Below are 26377 nucleotides of genomic sequence, written 5' to 3'. Positions count from 1 at the left end.
TGTTGGAAAATGAGTGCGAATGGGATACAAAATTGATACTATGGCTTTCTTGATTTGATAAACTTGGGCTCAGTTTCGCTGTATTTGATATCAAACTGCCCAGTACACTAAGACTCCTGAGGGAATGCGTGCAAACTGCTGACAGTTATCTCTTCTCTTTAATAGTGGTTACTGTTTATCGCAGTAGCTGTATGACTTCTCAATGTCTACACTTTTAAGAAGTCGAATCAGCCATGCGGAGGCAGTGCGACGAAATATTTGATGTAAATGAGATTTCTGTACTGCTCCCAAAATCCAATAACACCTCAACCCATATAACAGTTTAATCAAGCGTTAGTGCGTTGAAGGACCAACCCCTCGGAACGCGAAGCCGTGAAGGCAATCAAAAATATAAATCATAGAGAGAGGGAAAGTTAAACGAAATGATTGCAGCAATAGCATCAAAACTTTTTGTATCCTATCTTCGTCATGTTCTTTTCAGTTCATCTTTGAATATCCCTTCAAGTTCTAAAATCTTCATAAATGTGCTCACGGCGTATTTCATCGCATCTTCGTCAATATCAAAATGCGGACTGTGATGTGGCCAATCCGTGCCTTTTTGAGCGCTACCACAACCAGTTAAGAAAAATGCGCCAGGTCTTGCTTTTAAATAAAATGAAAAGTCTTCACCAACCATCATTAAATCGGACTCTTGGTATCGGAAGTTCAACGCATGAGCAGCATTTTTAACGATTTCTGCTGATGCTTCGTGGTTGTAAACAGGTAAATAGCCTTTAATGTAGTCAAATGTATAAGTGATGTCGTTAGCGAGCGCGAGTCCTTGGAGTAACAAATCCATCTTGTGATAAATATGGGCTTGGACATCTGTTTCGAAAGTGCGCACGGTGCCACGACAAGTCGCTGTATCAGGAATCACATTATCTGCTTCACCGGCTTCAATTTTACCGAAAGAAATTACGGCTTGTTTGACAGGATCTAATGTACGAGAAACGATTTTTTGTGCGCTTAAAATAAACTCTGCAAGGATGACAATCGGATCAATCGTTTCGTGTGGTTTAGCCCCGTGACCGCCTTTACCGTGAATAGTGATGTTAAATTCGTCAGGTTGTGCCATCATCGGACCTGGTCGTGTGTGAATCGTCCCAGTCGGATAACCGCTCCATAAATGATTGCCATATATTTTATCGACACCCATCAAGGCGTTATCTGCAATCATTTCTTGCGCACCGCCAGGCATCACTTCTTCACCATATTGAAAAATTAAGACGACTGTTCCTTTTAATTGAGTTTGATGCGCATGTAGTAATTCAGCGACGGTCAATAAAATCGTCGTATGGCCGTCATGACCACACGCATGCATGACACCTGGAACTTGAGAACGATAAGGCACCTCTTTTAAATCTTCAATCGGGAGTGCATCAAAATCCGCACGTAATGCAATTGTTGAACCTGATTCATCCCCTGTGATTCGTGCAATAATACCGTTGCGTCCTACTTTTTCCTCAATTTCAAAATTTAATTGTTGAAGTCGTTGCAAAATATAGGCATGTGTTTTTGTTTCTTGAAATGACAATTCAGGATTTTGATGCAGATAGCGCCGTGTTTGAACCATCTCCTGTTCTTTGTCATAAGCCAATTGGAACCAATCCGTCACGCTTGTTCTCTCCTTCAATTTGATTATGGCATTTATTATACACCTGCTTTTAAGTTTGTTCAAAATGCGTTATGATTAAGGAGATTTAAAAGTGAAAGGGGAAATTCAGGTGGTACAACAATTAAACGACTTTCTTGATGAAAATTTGAATCATTTAAAAGAAAATGGACTGTATAATGAAATTGATACAGTTGAAGGTGCAAATGGGCCAGAAATTCAAATTAACGGCAAGAAATATATCAATTTGTCATCAAACAACTATTTAGGCTTAGCGACAAATGAAGATTTAAAAACTGCTGCTAAAAACGCGATTGATTCACATGGTGTCGGTGCTGGTGCGGTACGTTCAATCAACGGGACATTAGACTTACATGATGAGTTAGAATCAACGTTAGCGGAGTTCAAAGGGACAGAAGCAGCTGTCGCATATCAATCAGGCTTTAACTGTAACATGGCAGCTATTTCAGCCGTGATGAATAAAAATGATGCGATCTTATCTGATGAATTGAACCATGCATCAATTATTGATGGGTGTCGTTTATCAAAAGCGAAAATTATTCGTGTGAACCATTCAGATATGGATGATTTACGTCAAAAAGCGAAAGAAGCTGTTGAATCGGGACAATACAACAAAGTGATGTACATTACTGACGGTGTCTTCAGTATGGACGGCGACGTTGCAAAATTACCTGAAATCGTCGAAATTTGTGAACAATATGGCATTATGGTGTATGTAGACGATGCACACGGTTCAGGTGTGATGGGTAAAGGTGCAGGAACGGTGAAACATTTTGGCTTGCAAGATAAAGTCGACTTCCAAATCGGTACATTATCAAAAGCGATTGGTGTTGTTGGCGGTTATGTTGCGGGTTCACAAAAATTGATTGATTGGTTAAAAGCGCAATCACGTCCATTCTTATTCTCAACTTCATTAGCGCCTGGAGATACAAAGGCGATTACTGAAGCAGTTAAAAAGTTAATGGCTTCAACAGAATTGCATGACCGTTTATGGGAAAATGCGAATTACTTAAAAGAGGGCTTATCACGCCTAGGCTTTGATACAGGTCAATCTGAAACACCGATTACACCTGTGATTATTGGGGATGAAAAGAAAACACAACAATTCAGTAAACGTTTGATGGAAGAAGGCATTTACGTGAAATCGATTGTGATCCCAACAGTTCCGCGTGGTACGGGTCGTGTACGTAACATGCCAACTGCTGCACATACAACAGAAATGTTAGATCAAGCATTAGAAGTGTATGCGCGTGTCGGTAAAGAACTCGGCATTATCGAATAGCATAAGTAAGTAGAGGGAGTGCATCTGAGGGTGGGCTGCCTCTTTTTATTTTTATTTGAAGTTTTACGGGTTCTACTGTATTTTAATGTATATGATACGTGTACAAGAAAGCGCTTAAGTGATATAATCTGAGTGTATATGACATGGAATGATTGTACATAGAATACATATGTCCACATGAGAGAAACAGATTGGAGATGGAAGATGATGAAAAGAATTATGATTACCGGTGCGTTAGGGCAAATTGGAACGGAATTGGTTGCGAGATGTCGTGAAATCTACGGCAATGAAAATGTGTTAGCGACAGATATTCGTGAACCGGAAGCGAATTCTATTGTGGCAGCGGGACCATTTGAAATTCTTGATGTCACAGATGCAGACAAAATGGTTCAATTAGTGGAATCATTTAAACCAGACACGTTGATGCACATGGCGGCATTGTTATCAGCGACGTGTGAGCAAAACCCGTTACTCGCATGGAACTTAAACATGGGTGGTTTAGTGAACGCATTAGAAGCAGCACGTGAATACAACTTACAATTTTTTACACCAAGTTCAATCGGTGCGTTTGGACCAGACACACCTAAGAAAAATACAGCACAAGTGACCATTCAACGTCCAAATACAATGTACGGCGTCAACAAAGTATCAGGAGAATTGTTATGTGACTATTACTTTACTAAGTTTGGTGTGGATACTCGTAGCGTGCGATTCCCAGGGCTCATTTCATACGTTAAAGAGCCGGGTGGTGGCACGACGGATTATGCGGTTGATATTTATTTCCAAGCCGTGAGAGAAGGTAAATATACGAGCTATATTCAAAAAGACACGTATATGGATATGATGTTTATGGATGATGCGATTGATGCGATTATTCAATTAATGGAAGCAGATGGTGGCAAACTCATCCATCGCAATGCCTATAACTTGAGTGCGATGAGTCTTGAACCTGAAATGATTAAGGAAGCGATTCAAGCACATATTCCAGACTTTAAATTAACGTATGATGTTGATCCAGTCCGTCAAGATATCGCGGAAAGTTGGCCAGATAGTATCGATACGAGTTGTGCACGTGGCGAATGGGGCTTTAATCCACAGTATGACTTGGAGAAAATGACAGTCCGTATGCTTGAAGGTATTCGTGAAAAAGAAAGTCATAAAGCATAAACGAAGAGACGTAGATAAAGAATAAGTTGATAGGGTTCAGCTTTGATAAAAGGTTTTCAACACCATACAAGATAGATACGGGTAAGGATATAAAGAGAGGCGCAGATTTTTTCTCATTCCAATAAAAAGTTGTTGAAAATGAAAAACTAGGACATGATGCACTTCGCTGTTGTTCTAGTTTTTGTTAATAACAGAATTGTAAGTATCACATAGTTTTTGCACTTAAATATAGAAGACAAATAATATATGGGAAATTAAAAAGAGATATAGGTTTAATTCTGAGACAACTATGTGAAAGAAAAGGTGTAGAAATAATAGAAGCTGAAGCATGTAAAGATCATATACACATGCTGGTGAGTATCCCACCAAAACTAAGTGTTTCTCAATTAGTAGGATATTTAAAAGGTAAAAGTAGTTTAATGATTTTTGATAGACATGTACATTTGAAATATAGATATGGGGATAGAAAATTTTAGTGCAAAGGATTTTATGTAGATACGGTTGTAAGAAATAAAAAGGTAATAGAAGAACACATTCGAAATCAATTACAAGAGGATATCGTAGCAGAAAAACGCACAATGATGGAATATATAGATTCATTTACAGGGGAAGAGAACAAAAGGTTGAGAAAAAAATAGAACCCTTTTAAGGGGTGCTGAGAAAGTAGTACAGTTGGCTGCTCTTCTCAGTGCCCTTACAAGGGATGGTCAGTAACAGAGGATTTCAGCCGAAGAACAAACCACCCGTTCACACAGAGGGTTTGATTCAGCCAGAAGAATTGTAAACATTGTAGAAAGCAATATCTTCTGATGGTCATAAAAAGTTACTCTATGGACTCAACTTTATTTTGAGAAGGGGTTTGAAGTTTAAAGTTCCCATATATTGAAAGATAGATGAAAAAAGCACCGATACTTAGAAAAATAAACATATAGATGCCCATGCCTATAGAGGAGAGGTAAACACCTAAAATAATCCCTAATCGTGCAATGAGTTCTGACAAATTAAAACCCAATGCATTAAAAGCAGAATATGTGCCTCTTTTATTTTCTGGAATGATTTTGAAGCGCTGCTCATCTAAAATTGGGGAATAAATGATTTCTCCAATGGTAGCTATGAACATCAATAAAATGAGTGAATAAAACTCGTTTAAATAGGTTATACTCGCATAGCCGATGACGTAAAATATGAGACCAAGTATTAATGATTTTTTGACTGAGAGTTTTAAAATAATTTTTGTCACGAAATATGTACATGTAATCACAACAATTGTATTCACAATCATAAGAAGAGAATACAATTTAACGACGTCTATATTAAAAAAAGCAACCGAAATAGTATTAAATTCTGCTTTTAAACGAATAGCAATATACGAAGACGCAGATAGTTCGCCCATCATCATAATGCTAAACCCTAAGGTCATCACCATAAAACGCCGATCTTTGAATACCTGTTCATAACTTTTTAAAACATTGAAAGGGTGCATTGAAAGTGATCGTTTTTCAGTCACATGGGTCTCTTTTGGGAGCCATCTTAATAAAGAAAGAAATACAAGTATAAAAATCAAAAATGCAATAAAGAAAAGTGTCGATTTGTTATTATGATAAAGTATTCCCCCCATTAAAGCACCAAATGCTAATGCAAGATTCGTCAACCAATAATCAATTTTATAAATGTACCTTTCAACATCAGCTGTGATTGCATCCATAATAATGGTATCCATTGCGGGATATTGAACTCCCCACACAATATTATAAATCGCATAACAAATGCTAAAGAATATAATATATGAAGAGCCATTTAATATCATTATGCCCATCAAAAGCAGCATGATGGCCATGACGAATTGATAGATTAAGACAGCTTTCTTTTTAGGAAAAGTCTCTATCAAATAGCCGCCAATCAGAGACACTGGAAAATTGGCAACCACAAGTAATGTGAGAAAGATGCCAGCAAATTTGGGATTCGCCATATCACTTAAATATAGAGCGATAAAAGGTAAAAAAGCACTCGTGATGAGTTCTTGAAAAAAGTTACTTATCAATCTTACTTTTAAAGTTACACTTAAATTTCTCCAAATCATAATTCTCACCTTATAGATTGTTTATAGTCTTCTATGAAATAGTATCACACCTTAAAAAGACTGACAATTTCCAATTGTGAGAATTAAGAGAACACTTTATAGTTTGTTTAGAAAATCAATGGAGGAGTTTTAAGAGAAAAACATGAATATATTAAATGCATCTAATGTTTTTAAAAGTTATTTGGATGAGCTTCTATTCGATAATATAAAATTAACAATTAACACAGGTGATATTACAGTATTGATTGGTCGCAATGGAGAAGGACAAACAACATTATTAAAAATTTTATCAGGTATAGAAAGTCCTACAACAGGTGATGTTAGTTGGAAGAAAGGGTTAGAAATTAGCTATTTAGAACAATCGCCTCATTATGAAGATAACAAAACGATTTATCAGTGTTTAAAGTCGGTTTTTACTGAGTTAAATGCCATATCAGATAAATTAAGAAAGTTAGAGTTAAAAATGAGTGAACCTACAGAAGATATTGATATTGTAATTTCCTATTATGGAGAATTACAATATTACTTTGAGGAAAGAGGTGGTGATGAAATAGATTCTCAAATCAGAAAAGTTGTACACGGATGAAATATAGAATATTTACTTGAAATGAATTGGGGTGACTTATCAGGGGGTGAACGTACAAAAATTGGCATCGCTCAATCATTGATTAAACCAACTGGACTGCTACTTTTAGATGAACCTACTAATCACTTAGATATAGAATCAAAGAAACGATAGAAGATGCGTTATTAGATTTTGAAGGGACCATTATTGCTGTCTCACATGATGTACATTTTATAAACAAGTTATTTAATGTAACATGTTTATTGAAAAATAAGAAATTAAAAAAGATTTGAAGGGAATTATACTTATATCAATAAAAAAGGAGAATTATAAGTGTCATTGTATAAAAAGAATTAAAATCCACATTAATTATTTTAATTTTCGGAATACTCATTGAATTATAGGTCAGTCATTGCTATAATGGTTAATATTATATTTTACATATGGGAGGAATAATCATGTCAGAAAAAATCGAATTAAAAGTGAGCCAAACATTAAAAGAAAAGCCTGATTTGAATCAACTCACTTTTGGTGAAGTCTTTACCGATTACATGTTAAGTTTTGAATACTCAACAGCAGAAGGATGGCACGATTTAAAGATTATTCCTTATGGTCCAATTGAACTGTCACCAGCTGCACAAAGTCTCCATTACGGACAAGCTGTTTTTGAAGGATTAAAAGCATATAAGCATGATGGCGAAGTTGTCTTGTTTAGACCTGAGGAAAACTTTAAACGAATTAATCAATCATTAGAACGCTTAAAAATGCCGGAAATTGATGAGGCGTTATTATTAGAAGGATTAAAACAACTCGTCGATATCGATCGTGATTGGGTGCCGAGTGGAGAAGGTCAATCGCTCTATATTCGACCATTTGTTTTCGCTACACAAGGCGCTCTTGGGGTGCATCCTTCACATGAGTATCGCTTATTAATCATTTTATCGCCATCTGGTTCATATTATGGCGGAGATTCATTACGTCCAACGAAAATTTACGTAGAAGATGAGTATGTACGTGCAGTACGTGGCGGTGTCGGATTTGCAAAAGTAGCTGGCAACTATGCAGCAAGCTTACTCGCCCAAGCCAACGCAAATCAACTCGGCTTTGACCAAGTGTTATGGTTAGATGGTGTGGAGCAAAAATATGTGGAAGAAGTGGGAAGCATGAACATCTTCTTCGTCATTGATGGGAAAGTGGTCACACCGTCATTAAATGGTAGTATTTTACCTGGTATTACGCGTAAAACAGTATTAGAATTAGCTGCATCATTAGGCTATGAAACTGAAGAACGCCGTATTTCTATTGATGAATTGTATGAATTACATCAAAGCGGTGCCTTGACAGAAGTATTTGGTACAGGTACGGCCGCTGTTATCTCGCCAGTGGGTACGTTGCAATATAGAGAAGAAGAAATCGTGATTAATAATAATGAAACAGGTCCAATTACGCAAAAACTATATGATCATTATACAGGCATTCAAAGTGGACAATTAGAGGATCCACACGGTTGGCGCGTTGTGGTTCCGCATTATGAAAGATAATAACAATGAAAAGCTAGGAATCCTGATATGACGGGGTTTCTAGTTTTTTAAGCATTTTATCAATACAGTTCATGACTGTTTTACCCGAGTCCAATTCAGAACTCGACTTAAAACCTAAACGCTATTAAAATGATTGAAGATGGTTTGCGCATTGATATGTGGTGCTTTCTGCAATCATAAAAATCATCTTAACATCAATGTTCTATACACGTTTGAAATCATCCGTTATTAAGTTTTAAGGATAATCATTGGATGAAGGTAAAATAAAAATACAGCTACTTTGTATTTCTGTTCTTCAACCTTCTCTTTATAAGTGATAAAACTCTAGTGAAATCGACATAATGTGAGCTATACGCGCATGATTTTTTTAATTACGAGTAGTGGAGGAAAGCATTGCGCTCTTTTTATATTCAAAACAGGACACATGATTCCCCGTCTGACTGAAATAGGAAAGAGCCTAAATTTTTTAAAGGTGATTTTAGTGTATTTAAATAGTAAGCATACCTTTATCTATGCCATTCAATGACATTTTCTAAATACTTTTAAGCAATATAAAGCCGAGATGCTTCGTGATGGATGGCGAAACATCTCGGTTATATACGGGTATGTTATTTATTCTTGTTTTGTTACTAGTAAAGGTATTGTGAGTATATTTATGGGTTAATCCTATAACCACAGTCTATGAGAGTCAATACGACTATTAAACTTTCTATGACTTACTATACGCTTTTACTGGATAGTGATCAGAGTAGTCATTGTAGACATAAAGGTATGGGAATTTATAAACATCCCAAGTTGGTGATTTTTCAGCTACAGCTTCATTAATGAGTTGGCCTGGTTGGCGATGGTCTTTATCTACAAAAATATAGTCTAAATACTCTGGCGCACTATTAGGATAATTGTATTTGGCAATTGAGTTAGATTGAGGATCCCATGTGCTTGAATGACCTGTATAAGTTACATCGCTGACATTTAAGTTTTTCAACATGTCTTGGAATTCACCATTTCCAGCATTTTTATTTACATTCATATCACCACCGATGTAAACTACTTCATCTTTAGGGATATTTTTACTTTTTACAAAATTGCTAATTTCTTTCATTTGTTCAGCTCTAATTGCTCTATCTTGACCTACTGAGCAGCGTGTATCCTCAGATTGTGTGTGTGTACCGATAACGTGAACGAATTTTCCATTTTTTTCAATTTTAGTATAGACAAAGCCTTTATTACTATCATTATCAAAGCCGCATCCGTGCTGGAAGATATGTTGAATTCGCTCTCTAATAGGGTATTTACTTACGATAGCAACACCACCATTTTCAAAAGTCGTACTTGAATAATGACCTTCAGTGCGGTCCCATCCTGAAGTGGAACGGCCAAGTACCGCAGTTTGATAAGGATAAGAAGATTTTAGATTATTGAACAGTTGATTTGCTGAAGCAGGATAGAATGCTTCATTGAAAATTACGACATCATTATCTTGTATATATTTAGATTTTGAAATTAAATCTGCACGCTTACTTTGCCCCCAGTTAGGATAAAGGAAACCAGAAAGCATATAAACATTGTGCGTCGCTAATTTTAATTCCGCTTGATTTTCGTCTGAAGCAGCATGGCTAACGCCAGTATTCATGATACCTAAAAGCATTGTAGTGGCTAATAATAGTGATGTTAATCGTTTTTTTTGTTTTAATTTTTTCATGTTCATCACTCCTTCTATTTTATTTTACATCATATATAAAATAAAAAAATTAAATGATTCTTAACTGTTTATGAAAAATTGAATAAATGTTGAGATGTTATTTGCATTAATAGATAGATTTTGTAACATAAGAAATAGTAGAATGTGATGGAATGATTCAAGAGAGTCTTTTTGGAAAGTCAATGCGTTATTTTTTCACTTTTAGTTTGATACAAAGACATAAATGGAGGCAAAAAAATGATTTCACCGAAGTGGATTTTATTTGATAAAGATGGAACGCTGATACATTTTGATGATAGTTGGACAAAAATAGGGATACAATTAGTTAATGATATCTGTGACCATTTTAAGCTTGAAGATCGTCTAGCAGTATATCAGGCAATCGGGATTAAAGATGAACGGTTCGAAGTGAATAGTGTCATGAATGGGGGGACGTTGAAAGATTTAATTGCAGTTCTTCAACAGTTTACGAATGAAAATATTACTGATTGGGTCGCACAACGTAGTCAAACTTTAATCAGTCAACGTGTACCTGAAATCAACCTTTATGAAGGTGTAGCATCGTTAATGCAACGTTTAAAGGCACAAGGTTACGCGTTAGGCATCGTAACTAGTGATAATCATACAGGCGTGACGCAATTTTTGGAAGAAACGCAATTAACGGATGTATTTGATATGGTCATCTCAACGAATGATGGACAGTATGAAAAGCCGGATATTCGTTTACTTCAGCCATTATGGAATCGCGGTGTGCGTGGAGAAGATGTAATAATGGTGGGCGACACAGATAATGATATGTTGACCGGTAAAAATATGAAAAGTGCGCTGAATGTAGGCGTCCGTACAGGATTAGGACAAGAGGCGAAGTTTGAAGCGGCAGATGTCGTCATTGACCACGTCGGTTTATTGGAAAACGTTTTGCCCAAAGCAAAATAAATCAAGCCAATAAAATTGCGTGTTGCTTTCATTTCGTATGTAGTGAGGTGGACATTCAAAACAGATTCGTAAAGAAAACAGGCTGGAAAATCTTCCAGCCTGTTCATTTTACAATCTGAGTGTTTGAATAAATAAAAGAAAGACGATATCTTCAAAAGTTATTTCCTCCTTCTTACATATTTGATTTAGAAATGTTTAAAATGATAAAGGGGCAAGCATTAATAAAGAGCTGTAGAATAGCGACTACAAAGCGAGGTGAGATTCCTGAGGGCCAAAACAAAGGCTTAACGCGATTTCTGATGTTTAATAGTGACTGATGTTTAACGCAGTAGCTGTCTAATCTCTCAAGCACTTTGCATTTGAGAAGTCTAGTTCGCCTTGCGGGGGCAGTACGTCGATTTCTTTATTACACATGAGGTTTTTGTACTGCCCTAAAACCCAATTCGGCCTCCATCTCATGTACGCTTCAATTAAGTCGATTTTAGTTGAAGTGAACCAACTAGGAACGCGAGCCGCAATATGTCGGCCACAAAGACCCGTTGATTAAAACATTTATGAACGTTGATCGACTTGTCTATAGGTATGGATTACATGACCGATTTTTTTCAATACCACATCGACCGATTCAGGGTGACTCAATAAATCATATTCATTAATATTTACACGAACAACAGGACAAGCATTAAATTGGTTAATCCAATTCTCATAACGTTGGAACAGCATTTCCCAATATTCAGGATTTGTTTCGATTTCCATTTGACGCCCACGTGCTTGGATGCGTTCAAGAACTGCTTCATAATCTGACTCGAGGTAAATGAGGACGTCAGGTTTAGGGAAATAGGGTGTTAACACCATTGCTTCAAAAAGGTTGGAGTATGTTTTAAAATCTTCAGGCGTCATCGTACCTTGTTCTACATGCATCTTTGCAAAGATATCGACATCTTCATAAATTGAACGGTCTTGAACAAAGCCACCCCCATACTCAAACATACGTTTTTGCTCTTTAAAGCGTTCTGCTAAAAAGTACATCTGTAAATGAAAGCTCCAACGTTTGAAATCATGATAAAATTTATCTAAATAGGGATTATGTTCTACATTTTCATAAGATGTTCTAAAATTAAGTTTTTCTGCTATTGCGCGGGTTAAAGATGATTTGCCAACGCCGACAGTACCGGCAATGGTAATAATCGCGTTTGAGGGTATATTATATTGATTCATGATTATGGCCTCCAATGAGTTCATTAATTTGGTTAAATACATATGTATAATCTGCTTCATTTTGGACAAAGTCAAGGTCGGTCGTATCCACCCATAACACTGCATGTCCTTCGCTTTTTAAAGAATGGTAGTAATTTGCATAATCTTCTTTTAATTTCAATAGATAACTATCTTGAATATTGGCTTCAAAACTACGATCACGTTTAGCGATACGTTGTTTGAGTACACTTAAATCTGCATCTAAAATGACCGTAAAATCTGGTGAGATGAGATCTTCTGTTAAAATATCGTAAATTCTTGAAAATTTATCGTATTCTGCATCATTTAACGTATTACGTGCAAAGATTTTATTTTTATAAATATGATAGTCACTGACTATACCATCTGTGTGTTCTGCAAGGTCTTGATAATCTTTGTAACGGTGGCATAAAAAGAACATCTCAGTTTGAAAACTCCATTTCGAAATATCACTATAAAAATCTGACAAATAGGGGTTTTCACCGACAATTTCTTTCGCTTCATAAAAGTGATAAGATTGACTCAACTGGTGTGCTAATGAAGATTTGCCAACGCCTATAGGACCTTCAATTGCGATAAACGGTTTTTTCATATATTTCGCTCCAGTATTATTTTATTTATTCAGTATTATAAATTTTAACATAAGTGAGGCTATTTCTGTATGACAAGTCATCAATATTATATGTCAATTGCGCTAGAAGAGGCGAGAAAAGCTGCTAAAAAAGGGGAAGTGCCAATTGGTGCTGTCGTTGTTAAAAATGGAAAAATTATAGCACGTGCTCACAATTTACGAGAAACTGATCAAAGCCCAACCGCCCACGCGGAACATCTGGCTATGGAGCGAGCAGCCGCACAACTAGGGACGTGGCGTTTAGAAGGGTGCACGTTGTATGTCACATTAGAGCCGTGTGTGATGTGTGCGGGCACGATTGTAATGAGTCGTGTCGATACAGTTGTTTTTGGGGCGATGGATCCAAAAGGGGGATGTGTGGGGAGTTTGATGAATCTCGTTCAAGATAGTCGAATGAATCACCGTGCGTCTGTTGTGTCAGGAGTGTTGGCTTATTCATGTGGAGAAATATTACGCCAATTTTTTAGAGCATTACGCTTGTATAAAAAACGACAAAAGAATTAAGTTATTGTTTTACCATTTCAAAGTGTGATTTCTCTATATGAGCGAATGGTAAGAAGCGTGATAGGAATTCATTTTACGGTACTTCCTTATGTAACTTTGTTAAAATGAGATTATATTTAAAACGAGTAAAGGAAGAACGAAAAGTAGAGAGAGGGATAAAGATGGTGAAACTGATAGCAACAGATATGGATGGGACATTGTTGAATGCAGCTCATGAAGTATCAAAAGAAAATGTTGAGGCGATTCAATATGCGCAGTCTCAAGGAGTGACAGTGGTCATTGCGACTGGACGTGCATTTTATGAAGCAAACGATCCAATTATTCCGACAGGGTTAAAAGTACCATATATTTGTTTGAACGGTGCAGAAGTGCGAGATGAAAGTTTTGACATTGTACATACGTCCAGTTTGAATCACGGTTTGTACCAACGCATTCGACAAACATTAAACAATGAGAATATGTACTATCAAGTGTATACGAACTTTGGTATTTATACAGAAGACCCCGAAAAAGATTTAGCCATATATTTAGATATTGCGAAACACTCAGGTCAAAAAGGCGATGTAGAGAAAATCAGAAAGCATATTCAACATCGCATCGATCTTGGAACATTAAAAGTCGTTGATAATTATGACAAAATCGAATCTGTACCTGGTGAACTTATCATGAAAGTTTTGGCGTACGACAAAGATTTAGCTAAAATTGAGCGTGTGAAAAAACAATTATCAGAAAGTAGCAACTTAGCAGTTTCCTCATCGTCACTCGGTAACATTGAAATTACACATATTGATGCACAAAAAGGGCTAGCCTTACAAGCCATTGCTGAACAACTCGGTATCGATATGGCGGATACGATGGCAGTTGGCGATAACTTAAATGATAAATCGATGTTAGAACGTGCTGGTGTTGCCGTCGCAATGGAAAATGCCTTGCCAGAATTGAAAGATATTGCAACATTTGTGACAGATTCGAATGAAAACAGCGGTGTTGCCAAAGCCATCTATCGTGCATTAGGGAAAGAAGAGTAAAGTTTTAAAAATAAGTAAATACGATTTATGAAGCCATTAAAATTCATTTGCTGTGAATAATTAATGGCTTTTATGTGTTTGACAAAGGTATACGACTATAAAGTTGCTTGAATCCTAATATAATTTTAAACTAAATAAAATAATTATTTACTTTAGTGGATAATGTAGTATAGTGTCAATGTAAGCGCTTATTAATTCTATTTTAAGAGGTGGAAAATATGAAATTAAAAAGTCCAACATTTCATGGTGTCAAAATACATTGGGAGTATGGAAGAACGTTTTTTACTTACAGTTATTCTATAGTTCAAACAGGTAGATTTACACACTCGGCAACGGCTAATTCAACTTTTTCTGGTTGGAAAAGACCAGGTGTTAAAGCAGTGGCAAAACAATATGTTGGATGGAGATCGGCTGTAGCTTATTGGAATTGTAGATAAGCACAATAGGTGAGAATAAATGAAAAATATACAATTAGTAGGAAAGATACGGTATCTCATCTTTGCATTAGTTGCTATACAAGCCATCATTATTCTGATGATGACAACTTTTCGTTTGGATGAATGGTATGATGAAAAATGGGACGAGGTACAAAATTCGGCTAATCAGCATCAGTTTTATTTAAACCGTATCACCATCGAGCAAAAAGAAGATGTCATGGATGTATTAAAACAGTTTCCTGAACTATTGATTTTGACATCGACGGTTGATGAAGAGACAAATCATGAATTGATTGGTTTAACAGGTAAAGCGGAACAATTTCCAGAAATTCAACTGTATGATCATACAATCATGTCACAACAGGATATAGTAAAATTATTAAATAGTAAAAATGAAAAAGCAACGATTGGAGATTTTAATGGTTCTATTCATAACATTAAAGAATTCAATACGCCATATTTTGCTAAAAGGCATTCTATTGTCGATTTGCAGTCTTATATTCATACGACAAAAAGTATTAATGGCTCATACACAGTTTATGGTTCAGAACAACAATTCAAACAGTTGATCAAAGCTTTGTCTGTAGTGACGCATCAATCTGAAACGGCTTTGACCACGATTAATGGCGGCGTTGCTAAAATGGACAATACAGTCACTGTTGTATTGTCATGTTTATTAATCATGACGATGTTAGCAGTGTTTATATTATTTATTGCTGTTACAGTTGCGAACCTTAAAAATTTAGGGCATTTAACGCTTTTAGGGTGGTCAAAATGGGCAGTTGCGAATAAAGTGTTGCGTCAATTTGTGGTGTTTTCAATCCTGATTATTCCTGTTTTTGCAGTTATTTTATGGTATGTGAGTGGCTGGCATTCGATAACATTAAAAGTTCTGTCTTATTTCTTTTTAGGTGGCGTCATCAATTTAACACTCACACTCTTCATGACTGGCATAGCGGTGTTGACTGTGTTCTCAATGAAACCGGTAGATGCAATTAAAGGGAAAGTGCCTCACCGTACACTCTATGGCATGGGCGCATTAGGTTATGTACTTCTAAGTATTTTACTCGTATTCGGTAGTGTCCGTTTAGATGAACCAATCAAAGAGGTCGTACAAAATTTTCGGATTGCGAAACAATGGGAAAATGTTTCTAATTACTATACATTAAAAGATATGCAAACAGGGGAAGATCTTTCGACCATAGCTGGAAAATCTAATGCGCTAGATCGCGATATTTATCATTGGTATCAATCTATCGTGAAAGATGCTAACGTATTCATTGCGCATTCTGAATATTTTGATAAAGACTTGCTTGAATATTATCGAGAGCAAGCGATTTATGAAAATGTGCCAGAAAAAGCATTTTGGTATATGACATTTTCACCTAATTATTTAAAGAATATTCACCTCAATGTAGCACAGCAATATATCGATAATGCTGAGAGTGGTACAAAAGTGTTTTTAATTCCTGATAGTTATACGAAACAGCAGAAAGAAAAATTTGAACAATGGATTAAAGAAAGTGAGTCAACTGAACGAAATGAAAATGATATTCCGACTGCATATAATCAGGAAAATCGTTTTAAATTTATAACTTACCATTTTCAACAAAAAATATTTAGTTGGAACAATACCCCGAATGACGAAGTGATGGTAAAAGATCCGATTATTTATATCATTACACCAGAAAATATGAATGACTTGCAATCAGAAAGTTTGAGAAGTAATGATTTGAATAGTTATATCAAGTTTAAGGATCGAAAGACAGCAGAAAACTATACTACGAAAAGCTACTTGGAACAATATCATTTGGCAGACAATGAACTGAAATTTGTCCCTATTCAAGTCTTTATTGATGGACTTCAAAAAGACTTAGCAGAAACCATCGTTTGGTTTGGTAGTTTTATCGTTGGTGCATTATTGCTATCCATTCTTTTACTCATATCATTGGCTTATGTGTATCGATTAACACATTATGAACGTCTTTATATTTCAAAATTTTTAGGCTTCAGTTTCTTTAAAATGTACAGCCTTCCGATGATTTTGATTTTAAGTATTTGGGCGATTGATATGCTTGTCGTTTTATTCTGGCCGTCAAAATCAGGGATTGTTTCTATTACAATTTACGGTGCGATTCAGTTACTCATTTTTTACCTATATATGTCGCGTAATGATATTAAACAATTACTTCTTACAATTAAGGAGAAATCATAATGAAAGCAATTGAAATCAATCATATAACGAAGAAATTTGGAAGTAGAACAATTATCCGTGATTTTTCACTTGATATACATCAAGGAGAATTTGTTGCAATTGTTGGGAAATCGGGTTGTGGGAAGTCGACATTGCTCAATATGATAGGGCTTCTAGAGACGATAGAAATGGGTGAAGTCAAAATTTACAACCAGGCGATTCCTAAGATTAACTCAGCTACAGCGACAAAATTGAGAAGACATACGATTAACTATTTATTTCAATCCTATGCGCTCATTTCTGATATGACTGTAAAAGACAACTTATTACTTGCGTTGGAGTATGTCAAAATCAGCAAGAAAGAGAAGCTAGACAAAATTCAGCAAGTGTTACAGAAACTTGAAATTGATACATTATTGAATGACAAAATCAATACTTTATCGGGTGGCGAGCAACAACGTGTAGCGGTAGCAAGAACAATTTTAAAACCAGGTGACATCATTTTAGCAGATGAGCCGACTGGTGCGCTTGATCCAAAACTCGCTGACATCGCTTTTGAGTTCATACGAGAGTTGCGGGATACTGATAATAAGACCATTGTACTTGTCACACATAATATTGAGCAGGCTAAACAAGCTGACCGTTTAATAGATCTTAATGCATTGAATGAGAAAGTGAGTTAGTCGTGAATAAACTGATTTTCCGTATTCAACAATAGAAGCAAGTTTATTGTACTGATTCAAAAAGGAAAAGACTGGGACATTAGCTTTCCCAGTCTTTGTCATGGTTTTATGGTTCATTAATGACTAAAAAATAATTAAATTTTTTTAGTCCATCCCGTTATTTTCGATATTTCAATTTCGCAAATGCATCATGTTGATGAATTGATTCTTCATTACGACATTCAATATCAAAGCCTTCTAACCAAGAGACTTCGACTAAATCTGCCGCAATTAAACGAATTAAATCTTCCACAAAACGCGGATTCTCATAAGCACGTTCTGTCACGCGCTTTTCATCCGGACGTTTTAAAATTGGATACAACATAGAGCTTGCATTGGCTTCCATTGCATCTAAAATAACTTCCTTATAATCTTCTGGAAGTGTTGCCGTTTTATCGAGATACACTTTCACTGTAATGATGCCACGTTGGTTATGTGCAGAATACTCACTGATTTCCTTTGAACAAGGGCATAGCGTGGTAACAGCTGCTTCAATGGTGATTTCTTTACGAGACACTACATCATTTTCTAGCGCGAAACCATAAGTCACATCAGCGTGACCTACTGCTTTTATTTGTGTAACCGGGCTATAGCGATTAAAGAACCACTTACCACTAACATCCACACCGGCACTATGTTGCTTCATGCGACTTTTCAACTGATTTAATAATTGTGTTAATGCGTCAAATTCCAGACGAATCCCGTTGTCATATTCTGCTTCTACAGATTCTAAAATCCGGCTCATATTAATGCCTTTTTCGTCTTTATTCAAGCTTGTTGAAAAGCTAAAGTTCCCAGCGGTTTGATATTGATCAATCCATACAGGGTACACGAGATTTTTAATTCCTACTTCTTCTATTTCAAACAAAAAATTCTTGTGTGTACTTTGAAGGTCGGTCATTTCATCTTTTGTTGTTGGTTTTGTTCCTTTGACAGGATCTACTGAACCAAAATGTTTCCAACGACCTTCACGTGTCGATAAATCGAATTCAGTCATGTATCTTCCTCCACTAAAATGTCACATGCATGTGCAATACGTTATTTATTTAAATGAATAAGTCCAAAATGTTTCGGTTGTTAAAAAGTTTGCAGCATCTTTTGGCGCACCAGAAACGTCACCTTGTGGGTTGGCAAGTTGCTCCAAGAAAGGTCCCGTTTGTGAACGATGTGCTTCGAATGCGGCATATTTACGGTCTTGATAAGCTGAAATGTCATTGACGATATCAGGTTCGCCCAACTGTTCAACGGCATCATTACTAAATGCGACTAATTGAAGTTTTGGACGACGCGCAACATCCATACGACCAACAGTTCTCACGACCGCTTCTGCTGTTGCTTCATGATCAGGATGGACGGCATAACCGGGATAAAATGAAATGATCGTGGAAGGTTGTGTTTCATCGATAAGTGATTGCACCATCGCATCCATTTCTTCCGCGGGTTCAAATTCCACAGTTTTATCACGTAAGCCCATTTTACGTAAATCTGTAATACCGATTGCTTTCATGGCGTCGTCGAGTTCACGTTCGCGAATGTCTGGCAGTGATTCACGTGTAGCGAAAGGCGGGTTCCCAAGATTACGTCCCATTTGTCCGAGTGTCAGACATGCATAAGTTACGGGCACACCTTCATCGATATAACGTGCAAGCGTACCTGCTGAAGAAAATGTCTCATCGTCCGGGTGTGGGAAGATGACAAGGATATGGTGTTCAGTTGTCATAATCATCAATACTCCTTTCTATGCTTTAAAAGGCTTGTGGCTCATTTCAAGTGCTGCCGCAAGTTGTCCTTCATAATTGAATCCTGCCAATAAAAACATCCCATCTTCAGTCACTTCATAATGCGTTAAACCTTGAACATATACCCAGCTATGTTCGCCAAGCTTCAGTCCTACACGGTAAGGATCTTTATGTCCCCCTTTAAGTTGTGCATGTTGGTAAGTGACTTGGATATTTCTTAAAAAAGTACCTGCGTTGAACACACGTTGATCAAAGTGATTGGCATAAGCGCCATTTGTCGTTTCAACGTGCAGATAGACAGGTTGATTTGCGTATTCGTCGAGTAGTGCTTGTACGGCTTCTTCTGTAATCGGTTGCAAAAGATTCACTGCCTTCCTGATTATGATTATCTATCTATTTTACTAAAAATAACTCAAAATTAATATAGCTCTGCTCAGTTTAATCTTATAGACGGCGAAAATCATGCGTCGAATAAGTCGTGTGCGTTCTTTTCGCTAACAGTTGTTCATAACTCGACGTAAAATGGGCTAAGCGTTCTTCATTTTGTAGTAAATGATAACTCAATAAATCAATAATAAAGTGATTGGCGAGTTGAGAATTAATAAAGTAAGCATCATGTGTTTGATTGCGATCAGCGGTCATAATGATGCGATGGCAATGTTGTTCCAGTGCAGGTGTCCGAAAATGAGAAATGGCTATCACAGTCGCCCCGTTTTCACGACCATGACTTAAACTATCCATAATTTCCTTCGTTGCGCCACTATTCGTAAAAGCGACAATCGTAGTATTGCCATGACACATGTGCCCAATGACTGTCATTAAATGCGCATCCGTAATAGCGAGCGTGTTGAAGCCCATTCTCGACGTGCGAAAGTACAATTCTTGCGCGCTTAATCCAGAACTACCAATACCGATAAAAATGATTTTATCACTCTGTTCAATCGTGTTGACGAGGTACATCAAATCATCTTCAATGAGAAATTCACCCGTGTGATCCATGATGGCGCGATAATGTTGATGCAAAATTTGAATGGAAGGACTATTGTGAATCGGTTCCGTTTGCAGTTCGTGTTGGATGGCGAAACGAAACGATTGGAAGCTATCATAATTTAATTTATGTGCAAAGCGTGTAATACTAGAAGGTGACACACCAATCGCATCCGCTAACTGATTAATTGCACCTAAGTCCGTATGATCATCTACCGACAAAATGAATTGAGCGATTTGCTGGTCGACTTTTGTGAAATGATGTTGATTTTGTTGAATACGATTTTCAATTTTCATCGTCATCCTCCTTTTAAACTCAGTATATTTGAAAATAATTTCCAAAACAACGTATTTTGTTGACGGAAATTTTCTTAGTGATATATTGAGAGTGAACAGGGAAGAAGAGGGGGACAAGATTGAATACATTATTTGATAAAGCGCAGCAATTTGGGAAGTCCTTTATGTTACCGATTGCGATTTTACCGGCAGCAGGATTATTACTCGGTATTGGAGGCGCACTGAGTAATCCGAACACTATCGAAGCGTATCCATTTTTAAATATTCCATTGTTGCAACATTTGTTTATATTAATGCGGACGGCTGGCAGTATTGTGTTTCAAAACTTGTCAGTATTGTTTGCGATAGGTGTTGCAGTCGGTTTGGCACGAGCAGATAAGGGTACTGCTGGGTTAGCTGCGATGTTGGGCTTTTTAATTATGAACGCAACGATGAGCGGCCTTTTAACGATTACAGAACAGGTGGAGGCGCCTGACCAACTCGCTAAGGCTGGGCAAGGGATGGTTTTAGGTATTCAAACTGTAGAGACAGGTGTGTTTGGGGGGATCATTGTGGGTATCATAACGGCAATGCTCCATAATCAATACTACAAAATCACATTACCGCAGTTTTTAGGCTTCTTTGGGGGCTCGCGCTTTATTCCAATTGTGACAGCTTTTGCATCTATTGTATTAGGTTTAGTGATGTTCTTTATTTGGCCGTTATTTCAACATGCGATTATGGGAGCAGGTCAAATTGTGAAGCAAACAGGCGTCATTGGTACGTTCCTATATGGTTTCATATTGAGAATGCTAGGGCCTTTCGGATTGCATCACATTTTTTATCTTCCATTTTGGCAAACCGCGCTCGGAGGTTCACTCGAATTGAATGGCAAACTGATTCAAGGGACGCAAAATATCTTTTTTGCACAATTAGGTGACCCTGCAACGGCACATTATTATGAAGGCGTTTCGCGTTATATGTCAGGGCGTTTTATTACAATGATGTTTGGACTGCTAGGTGCGGCACTCGCGATATATCATACAGCAAAACCTGAGCGCAAAAAAGTGGTCGGTGGTTTAATGTTATCTGCAGCTTTAACGTCTTTTTTAACAGGTATTACGGAGCCGTTAGAGTTTAGCTTTTTATTTGTTGCCCCATTACTTTACGTTGTTCATGCATTATTAGATGGTTTAGCGTTTATGATGGCAGATATTTTTAACATTACGGTTGGGCAGACGTTTAGCGGTGGTTTTATAGATTTTATCTTGTTTGGTGTTTTACAAGGCCAAGCGAAAACGAATTATTTATGGATTATTCCAATCGGTCTCGTCTGGTTCGCACTTTACTATGTGATTTTTAGAATGTTAATTCAAATGTTTAACTTTAAAACACCGGGGCGTGAAGATGAGACAACGCAACAAAGCGTACAAACAAATGAACGTGCGACAACCATTATTCAAGGTTTAGGTGGACATGAAAATATCGAAATAGTCGATTGCTGTGCGACACGCCTGAGAGTCACGTTAAAAGATACACAAAAAGTAAATGAAAGCTTGATTCAAGGTACTGAACCTAAAGGAATCATTACGAAAGGAAACGGCGTCCAAATTGTCTATGGACCTCACGTTTCGACCATTAAAAATGAAGTAGAAGAACAATTAGAAGGGAGTCATTAGATGAATTTAACACAAGGATTAATCGTATCTTGCCAAGCGTTACCAGATGAGCCACTCCATTCATCATTCATTATGGGGAAAATGGCGTTAGCTGCAAAGCAAGGGGGCGCTGTTGGGATTAGAGCGAATACGAAAGCAGATATTTTAGCGATTAAAAAAGAGGTGGATTTGCCAGTCATCGGTATTGTGAAGCGAGACTATGACAACTCTTCCGTATTTATTACTGCGACACAAAAAGAAGTAGATGAACTTATTGAAAGCGGATGTGAAGTGATTGCGATGGATGCGACATTACGTGAACGTCCTGCTGAAGATTTAGAAACTTTAGTACAATATATCCGTAAAGCAGCGCCGGATGTTGAAATTATGGCAGACATTGCGACGGTAGAAGAAGCGCAAAATGCAGAACGTCTCGGCTTTGATTATATTGGTACGACGTTACATGGCTATACAGAGCAAACGACAGGTCAAGTGTTATACGCCAATGATTTTGCGTTTTTAAAAGACGTGCTAGCGAATGTATCGCAAAAAGTTATCGCTGAAGGGAATGTGATTACGCCTGAAATGTTAAAAACAGTCATGGATTTAGGTGTGTATGCTGCAGTTGTTGGTGGTGCCATTACGAGACCACGTGATATTACGAAACGTTTCGTGAAAATGATTGAGGAGGAATAAGCATAATGAAGATCATTAATTTAGGTCGTGAAGCGAATGCATCATTTTACGTTGCGAGCGAATTATTTAAACAAATGTTATATCAAAAAGACAGTCGTTTAGGATTAGCGACGGGTGGCACAATGGTTAAAGTGTATGACTATTTAGTGGAATTACTTCAAAAAAACCAACTCGACGTGTCTCAAGTGGAAACATTTAATCTAGATGAGTATGTCGGCTTAGCGTCAGATCATGAGGAAAGCTATTGCCAATATATGAAACATGTTTTATTTGGCGCGTATCCTCATTTTACTGCTGAAAATATTCACGTGCCAAATGGTGAAGCATCAGATATTGAAGCGGAATCTCAACGTTATGAAGCGCTATTAGAAGAAGGCGGTCCGTTAGATATTCAAATTTTAGGCATCGGTCAAAACGGTCATATTGGTTTTAATGAACCAGGGACACCGTTTGAAAGTTTAACGCATTGTGTCGATTTAACTGAAAGCACAATTAAAGCGAATAGTCGTTATTTTGATTCGATTGATGATGTACCAAAACAAGCCATTTCAATGGGATTAAGTTCTATTATGAAAGCGAAACGTATCATTTTGTTAGCGTTTGGTGAGCAAAAACGTGAAGCGATTCGTCATTTAATGAGCCAAGAAGTGACTACGGATGTGCCAGCGACGATTTTACATCGTCATCCCCATGTAGAAGTGTATGTAGATGATGCAGCAATGCCTGAAATTGACAATTAAGTCGCGTTGAACTATAAATCCGACATGTTTAATCTCTTTTCTAAAGGGTATAGCACGAGTTGTAAGAGACAAAACATGACGGAGGATTGATGAAATCATGGAATTACAATTAGCCATTGATTTATTAAATAAAGAAGATGCAGCAGAACTTGCGAAAAAAGTAACGGACTATGTCGATATTGTTGAAATCGGAACACCTATCGTCATTAATGAAGGCTTACCAGCTGTGCAGCATTTAAAAGAGAACGTGAAAGATGAAGATGTCAAAGTATTAGCTGACTTAAAAATTATGGACGCGGCAGACTATGAAGTGAGCCAAGCAGTGAAATTTGGCGCGGATGTTGTCACAATTTTAGGTGTGGCTGAAGATGCATCCATCAAAAATGCGGTGGAAGAAGCACACAAACATGGTAAAGAATTACTTGTCGACTTAATTGCTGTTCAAGATTTAGAAAAACGTGCGAAAGAAATTGACGCATTAGGTGCAGACTATATCGCCGTGCATATCGGTTATGACTTACAAGCTGAAGGGCAATCACCTTTAGAAAGCTTAAGAAAAGTAAAGTCGGTCATCAAAAATGCAAAAATTGCTGTCGCTGGTGGAATTAAACCAGAAACAGTTAAAGAAGTTGCGGATGAAGGCCCGGATTTAATTATCGTCGGTGGCGGTATCGCAAATGCTGACGATCCACGTGAAGCGGCTAAACAAATCCGAGAAGCGATTGAAGGTAAATAACATGGCCATTCAACAACAGCTTGAACGGATTCGCCGTGAGATTGCACAGACGTTATCACAAGTGGATGACCAAGCGATAGCGCAATTCGAACAAGTTGTATCTGATGCAGAAGCGGTATTCGTGACAGGTAAGGGCCGTTCAGGATTCGTCGCGAATGGTTTTGCGATGCGTTTGAATCAACTTGGTAAAAAGGCGCACGTCGTTGGAGAAGCGACGACACCGTCCATTCAAAAAGGGGATGTGCTCATTGTCATTTCGGGCTCAGGTTCGACAACACATTTAAAACTGTTAGCCGATAAAGCGCATGAAGTCGGCGCGACGATTGCATTGGTTACGACAGCAACGGATTCTAAAATCGGTGAATTGGCAAACGTGACACTCATCCTACCAGCTGGCACGAAATATCAGGCTGAAGGTTCTGAACAACCACTCGGCAGCTTGTTTGAACAAAGTGCACAGTTGATGTTAGATGGTGTCGTGTTAGACTTCATGACCGCATGGGATGTCGATGAGACAACGATGCAAAATAATCATGCGAATTTAGAATAGTACAATTGTAAAAATCGTATGATATGTAAAAAAGAGCTAGTTTCTACAATACGGTTGTAGGAACTAGCTTTTTTAACAGCTCATCTTAGTATGTTTCTTTAAAATTTTTGAACTTAAAAAATCGTTATAACTAGGATTTTTCTTTCTTTTTCTTAAAATAAAAGTACAAATTAACCAAAACCAATGGGAGTAAGCAAAGTGTAAGGATAATCACATGCATATCAATTCCTCCTTTTTTTCATAGTACCTAAAAAAAATAAAAAAGTAAATTAAATATACTGAATTGTTTATACTTAATCGGACAACTGCTTTGAGGGGAGTATTGTTAAATAAAGAAAGCAGATAATTTTATTATGTATAGAACAAGAGAAGTATTTATCCTGTTATTTAAAATTCAAATAGTATGTTTACTTGAAATAGAAGTGGAGATAGGGAACAGTTCTGTTCAACGTACATCAGATTCTGTTAATAGAACTGCCTAATAATTAAATAGAAAACATGTATTAGCAACGGATGACACCATTTGTTAGATTAAAGTAAAGGCAATGATGAAGGAGGTAATAGGATGGAGTATTCACCAAAACAAGGGGTTAGAAGTCACGGTTTGCCACACGATCCATTTAAGAGTAGTACAGTCCCGCGTCCGATTGGTTGGATTTCAACGGTTTCAAAAGATGGCAAAGATAATTTGGCACCTTATAGTCAGTATCAAAACTTAACTTGGGATCCACCCATGGTCATGTTTGCAGCGAATCAATCAGTACTCGGCAAGCATGAACGTAAAGATACAGTAAAGAATGCAGAAGAGACAGGTTGGTTTGTTTGGAATATGGCCACGTATGATTTGCGAGAAGCGGTGAACTTGTCGTCTAAGGCATTACCACCTGAAGAAGACGAGTTTGAGTTTGCAGGTGTCACGAAAGAAGCATGTATTGAAGCACCCGGATATCGTGTTAAAGAATCACCGGTCCATTTTGAATGCGAGTACGTACAAACTATTCGTATTCCAACGGGAGATCCTGTGTCTACAGTGGACATTGTTATCGGTCGTGTCGCGCAAGTTCACATCGATGACAAAGTGATTATGGAGAATGGGAAGTTAGATATTAAGTCTATTCGCCCGATTGCACGTCTCGGTTATTATGATTACACAGTAGTGGATCAAATTTTTGAAATGAAAGCGCCAGCCGCAACAAAAGAAGAACTCGCAGGACTCGAAGGACGTAATTTCGATAATACAACTGAATAAGCGTGCCTCCGATACCATTAAGTGATGTCGTTGCATGCTTACAGGTACA

Annotated in this window: 26 protein-coding genes and 1 pseudogene; 18 read left to right on the top strand and 9 right to left on the bottom strand. The window is 37.3% G+C overall.

Annotation, left to right across the window (positions count from 1 at the left end; genetic code table 11):
• Positions 1–466: 466 nt before the first annotated feature.
• A complete protein-coding gene (locus BJK46_RS05795; RefSeq protein WP_014614742.1) occupies positions 467–1654 on the bottom strand; it encodes an amidohydrolase in 1188 nt (395 codons plus the stop codon).
• 109 nt (positions 1655–1763) lie between these two features.
• Between BJK46_RS05795 and BJK46_RS05790 the strand changes: the two genes are divergently transcribed.
• The 3 genes and pseudogenes from BJK46_RS05790 to tnpA all read left to right on the top strand — a co-directional run.
• Complete coding sequence (locus BJK46_RS05790; protein ID WP_103263676.1) at positions 1764–2954, top strand: glycine C-acetyltransferase; 1191 nt, start codon at positions 1764–1766, stop codon at positions 2952–2954.
• Between the two features lie 207 nt (positions 2955–3161).
• Positions 3162–4121, top strand: coding sequence for an NAD-dependent epimerase/dehydratase family protein (locus BJK46_RS05785; RefSeq protein WP_014614740.1), 960 nt, complete (start codon positions 3162–3164; stop codon positions 4119–4121).
• Positions 4122–4315: 194 nt separating this feature from the next.
• A pseudogene (gene tnpA, locus BJK46_RS05780) lies at positions 4316–4759 on the top strand (IS200/IS605 family transposase); the annotation flags it as partial.
• Positions 4760–4944: 185 nt separating this feature from the next.
• Here the strand turns inward: tnpA and BJK46_RS05775 are convergent.
• Positions 4945–6201 (bottom strand): MDR family MFS transporter, encoded by a 1257-nt coding sequence (locus BJK46_RS05775; RefSeq protein WP_112424782.1) that lies wholly within the window; start codon positions 6199–6201, stop codon positions 4945–4947.
• 142 nt (positions 6202–6343) lie between these two features.
• Here BJK46_RS05775 and BJK46_RS12425 point away from each other — a divergent pair, with 142 nt between their 5' ends.
• The 3 genes from BJK46_RS12425 (at position 6344) to BJK46_RS05765 (ending at position 8307) form a co-directional block, all read left to right on the top strand.
• Positions 6344–6787: an ATP-binding cassette domain-containing protein gene (locus tag BJK46_RS12425; protein ID WP_232331212.1), complete on the top strand. Its 444-nt coding sequence runs from the start codon at positions 6344–6346 to the stop codon at positions 6785–6787.
• Positions 6788–6808: 21 nt separating this feature from the next.
• Positions 6809–6940, top strand: a complete 132-nt coding sequence (locus BJK46_RS12650; RefSeq protein ID WP_081248075.1) for an ATP-binding cassette domain-containing protein — start codon at positions 6809–6811, stop codon at positions 6938–6940.
• A gap of 284 nt (positions 6941–7224) precedes the next feature.
• A complete protein-coding gene (locus tag BJK46_RS05765; protein WP_015728618.1) occupies positions 7225–8307 on the top strand; it encodes a branched-chain amino acid aminotransferase in 1083 nt (360 codons plus the stop codon).
• 709 nt (positions 8308–9016) lie between these two features.
• Here the strand turns inward: BJK46_RS05765 and sph are convergent.
• The gene (gene sph, locus BJK46_RS05760; protein ID WP_014614737.1) at positions 9017–10009 is read right to left on the bottom strand and encodes a sphingomyelin phosphodiesterase; all 993 of its coding nucleotides are present in this window, start codon (positions 10007–10009) and stop codon (positions 9017–9019) included.
• A 237-nt stretch (positions 10010–10246) separates the two neighbouring features.
• Between sph and BJK46_RS05755 the strand changes: the two genes are divergently transcribed.
• On the top strand, positions 10247–10945 hold the full coding sequence (locus BJK46_RS05755) for an HAD family hydrolase (RefSeq protein ID WP_103263610.1): 699 nt from the start codon (positions 10247–10249) through the stop codon (positions 10943–10945).
• A 552-nt stretch (positions 10946–11497) separates the two neighbouring features.
• Here BJK46_RS05755 and BJK46_RS05750 read toward each other — a convergent pair.
• Both BJK46_RS05750 and BJK46_RS05745 read right to left on the bottom strand, forming a co-directional pair.
• Entirely contained in the window at positions 11498–12163 is a 666-nt protein-coding gene (locus BJK46_RS05750) for a deoxynucleoside kinase (protein ID WP_014614735.1), read from the bottom strand.
• A complete protein-coding gene (locus tag BJK46_RS05745) occupies positions 12150–12773 on the bottom strand; it encodes a deoxynucleoside kinase (protein ID WP_014614734.1) in 624 nt (207 codons plus the stop codon). Before BJK46_RS05745 ends, BJK46_RS05750 begins: the two co-directional genes overlap by 14 nt.
• Before the next feature lie 69 nt (positions 12774–12842).
• Between BJK46_RS05745 and tadA the strand changes: the two genes are divergently transcribed.
• The 5 genes from tadA (at position 12843) to BJK46_RS05720 (ending at position 17658) form a co-directional block, all read left to right on the top strand.
• Complete coding sequence (gene tadA / locus BJK46_RS05740; RefSeq protein WP_014614733.1) at positions 12843–13316, top strand: tRNA adenosine(34) deaminase TadA; 474 nt, start codon at positions 12843–12845, stop codon at positions 13314–13316.
• A gap of 161 nt (positions 13317–13477) precedes the next feature.
• Entirely contained in the window at positions 13478–14344 is an 867-nt protein-coding gene (locus tag BJK46_RS05735; protein WP_014614732.1) for a Cof-type HAD-IIB family hydrolase, read from the top strand.
• Between the two features lie 218 nt (positions 14345–14562).
• Complete coding sequence (locus BJK46_RS05730; protein ID WP_049773686.1) at positions 14563–14781, top strand: hypothetical protein; 219 nt, start codon at positions 14563–14565, stop codon at positions 14779–14781.
• Positions 14782–14800: 19 nt separating this feature from the next.
• Positions 14801–16996, top strand: a complete 2196-nt coding sequence (locus tag BJK46_RS05725) for an amino acid ABC transporter permease (RefSeq protein WP_065354610.1) — start codon at positions 14801–14803, stop codon at positions 16994–16996.
• The gene (locus tag BJK46_RS05720; RefSeq protein WP_065354609.1) at positions 16996–17658 is read left to right on the top strand and encodes an ATP-binding cassette domain-containing protein; all 663 of its coding nucleotides are present in this window, start codon (positions 16996–16998) and stop codon (positions 17656–17658) included. The genes BJK46_RS05725 and BJK46_RS05720 overlap by 1 nt, the downstream gene beginning before the upstream one ends.
• Before the next feature lie 157 nt (positions 17659–17815).
• On the opposite strand, the gene folE2 is transcribed toward BJK46_RS05720, so the two are convergent.
• The 4 genes from folE2 to BJK46_RS05700 all read right to left on the bottom strand — a co-directional run bounded on the left by folE2 (position 17816) and on the right by BJK46_RS05700 (position 20720).
• A complete protein-coding gene (folE2, locus tag BJK46_RS05715) occupies positions 17816–18694 on the bottom strand; it encodes a GTP cyclohydrolase FolE2 (protein ID WP_014614729.1) in 879 nt (292 codons plus the stop codon).
• Between the two features lie 45 nt (positions 18695–18739).
• The gene (bshB2, locus tag BJK46_RS05710; RefSeq protein ID WP_041613367.1) at positions 18740–19417 is read right to left on the bottom strand and encodes a bacillithiol biosynthesis deacetylase BshB2; all 678 of its coding nucleotides are present in this window, start codon (positions 19415–19417) and stop codon (positions 18740–18742) included.
• An 18-nt stretch (positions 19418–19435) separates the two neighbouring features.
• A complete protein-coding gene (locus tag BJK46_RS05705; RefSeq protein ID WP_014614727.1) occupies positions 19436–19795 on the bottom strand; it encodes a YojF family protein in 360 nt (119 codons plus the stop codon).
• An 85-nt stretch (positions 19796–19880) separates the two neighbouring features.
• On the bottom strand, positions 19881–20720 hold the full coding sequence (locus tag BJK46_RS05700) for a MurR/RpiR family transcriptional regulator (RefSeq protein WP_063278639.1): 840 nt from the start codon (positions 20718–20720) through the stop codon (positions 19881–19883).
• 119 nt (positions 20721–20839) lie between these two features.
• On the opposite strand from BJK46_RS05700, the gene BJK46_RS05695 reads away from it, so the two are divergent.
• From BJK46_RS05695 to BJK46_RS05670, 6 genes are all read left to right on the top strand, one after another.
• Positions 20840–22378, top strand: a complete 1539-nt coding sequence (locus tag BJK46_RS05695; protein WP_063278638.1) for a PTS transporter subunit EIIC — start codon at positions 20840–20842, stop codon at positions 22376–22378.
• Positions 22379–23053 (top strand): N-acetylmannosamine-6-phosphate 2-epimerase, encoded by a 675-nt coding sequence (locus BJK46_RS05690; protein ID WP_014614724.1) that lies wholly within the window; start codon positions 22379–22381, stop codon positions 23051–23053.
• A gap of 5 nt (positions 23054–23058) precedes the next feature.
• Entirely contained in the window at positions 23059–23793 is a 735-nt protein-coding gene (nagB, locus tag BJK46_RS05685; protein ID WP_014614723.1) for a glucosamine-6-phosphate deaminase, read from the top strand.
• Between the two features lie 97 nt (positions 23794–23890).
• On the top strand, positions 23891–24529 hold the full coding sequence (gene hxlA / locus BJK46_RS05680; RefSeq protein WP_014614722.1) for a 3-hexulose-6-phosphate synthase: 639 nt from the start codon (positions 23891–23893) through the stop codon (positions 24527–24529).
• A gap of 1 nt (position 24530) precedes the next feature.
• Positions 24531–25079 carry a 6-phospho-3-hexuloisomerase gene (hxlB, locus tag BJK46_RS05675; protein ID WP_063278637.1) on the top strand — a complete coding sequence of 183 codons (549 nt, stop codon included), beginning with the start codon at positions 24531–24533 and terminating at the stop codon, positions 25077–25079.
• A 565-nt stretch (positions 25080–25644) separates the two neighbouring features.
• Positions 25645–26328, top strand: a complete 684-nt coding sequence (locus tag BJK46_RS05670; RefSeq protein WP_014614720.1) for a flavin reductase family protein — start codon at positions 25645–25647, stop codon at positions 26326–26328.
• Positions 26329–26377: the final 49 nt, after the last annotated feature.

The sequence above is a fragment of the Staphylococcus pseudintermedius genome (assembly GCF_001792775.2).
In the GTDB taxonomy this organism is placed as follows: domain Bacteria; phylum Bacillota; class Bacilli; order Staphylococcales; family Staphylococcaceae; genus Staphylococcus; species Staphylococcus pseudintermedius.
This window is presented reverse-complemented; position numbering and strand designations above follow the sequence as displayed.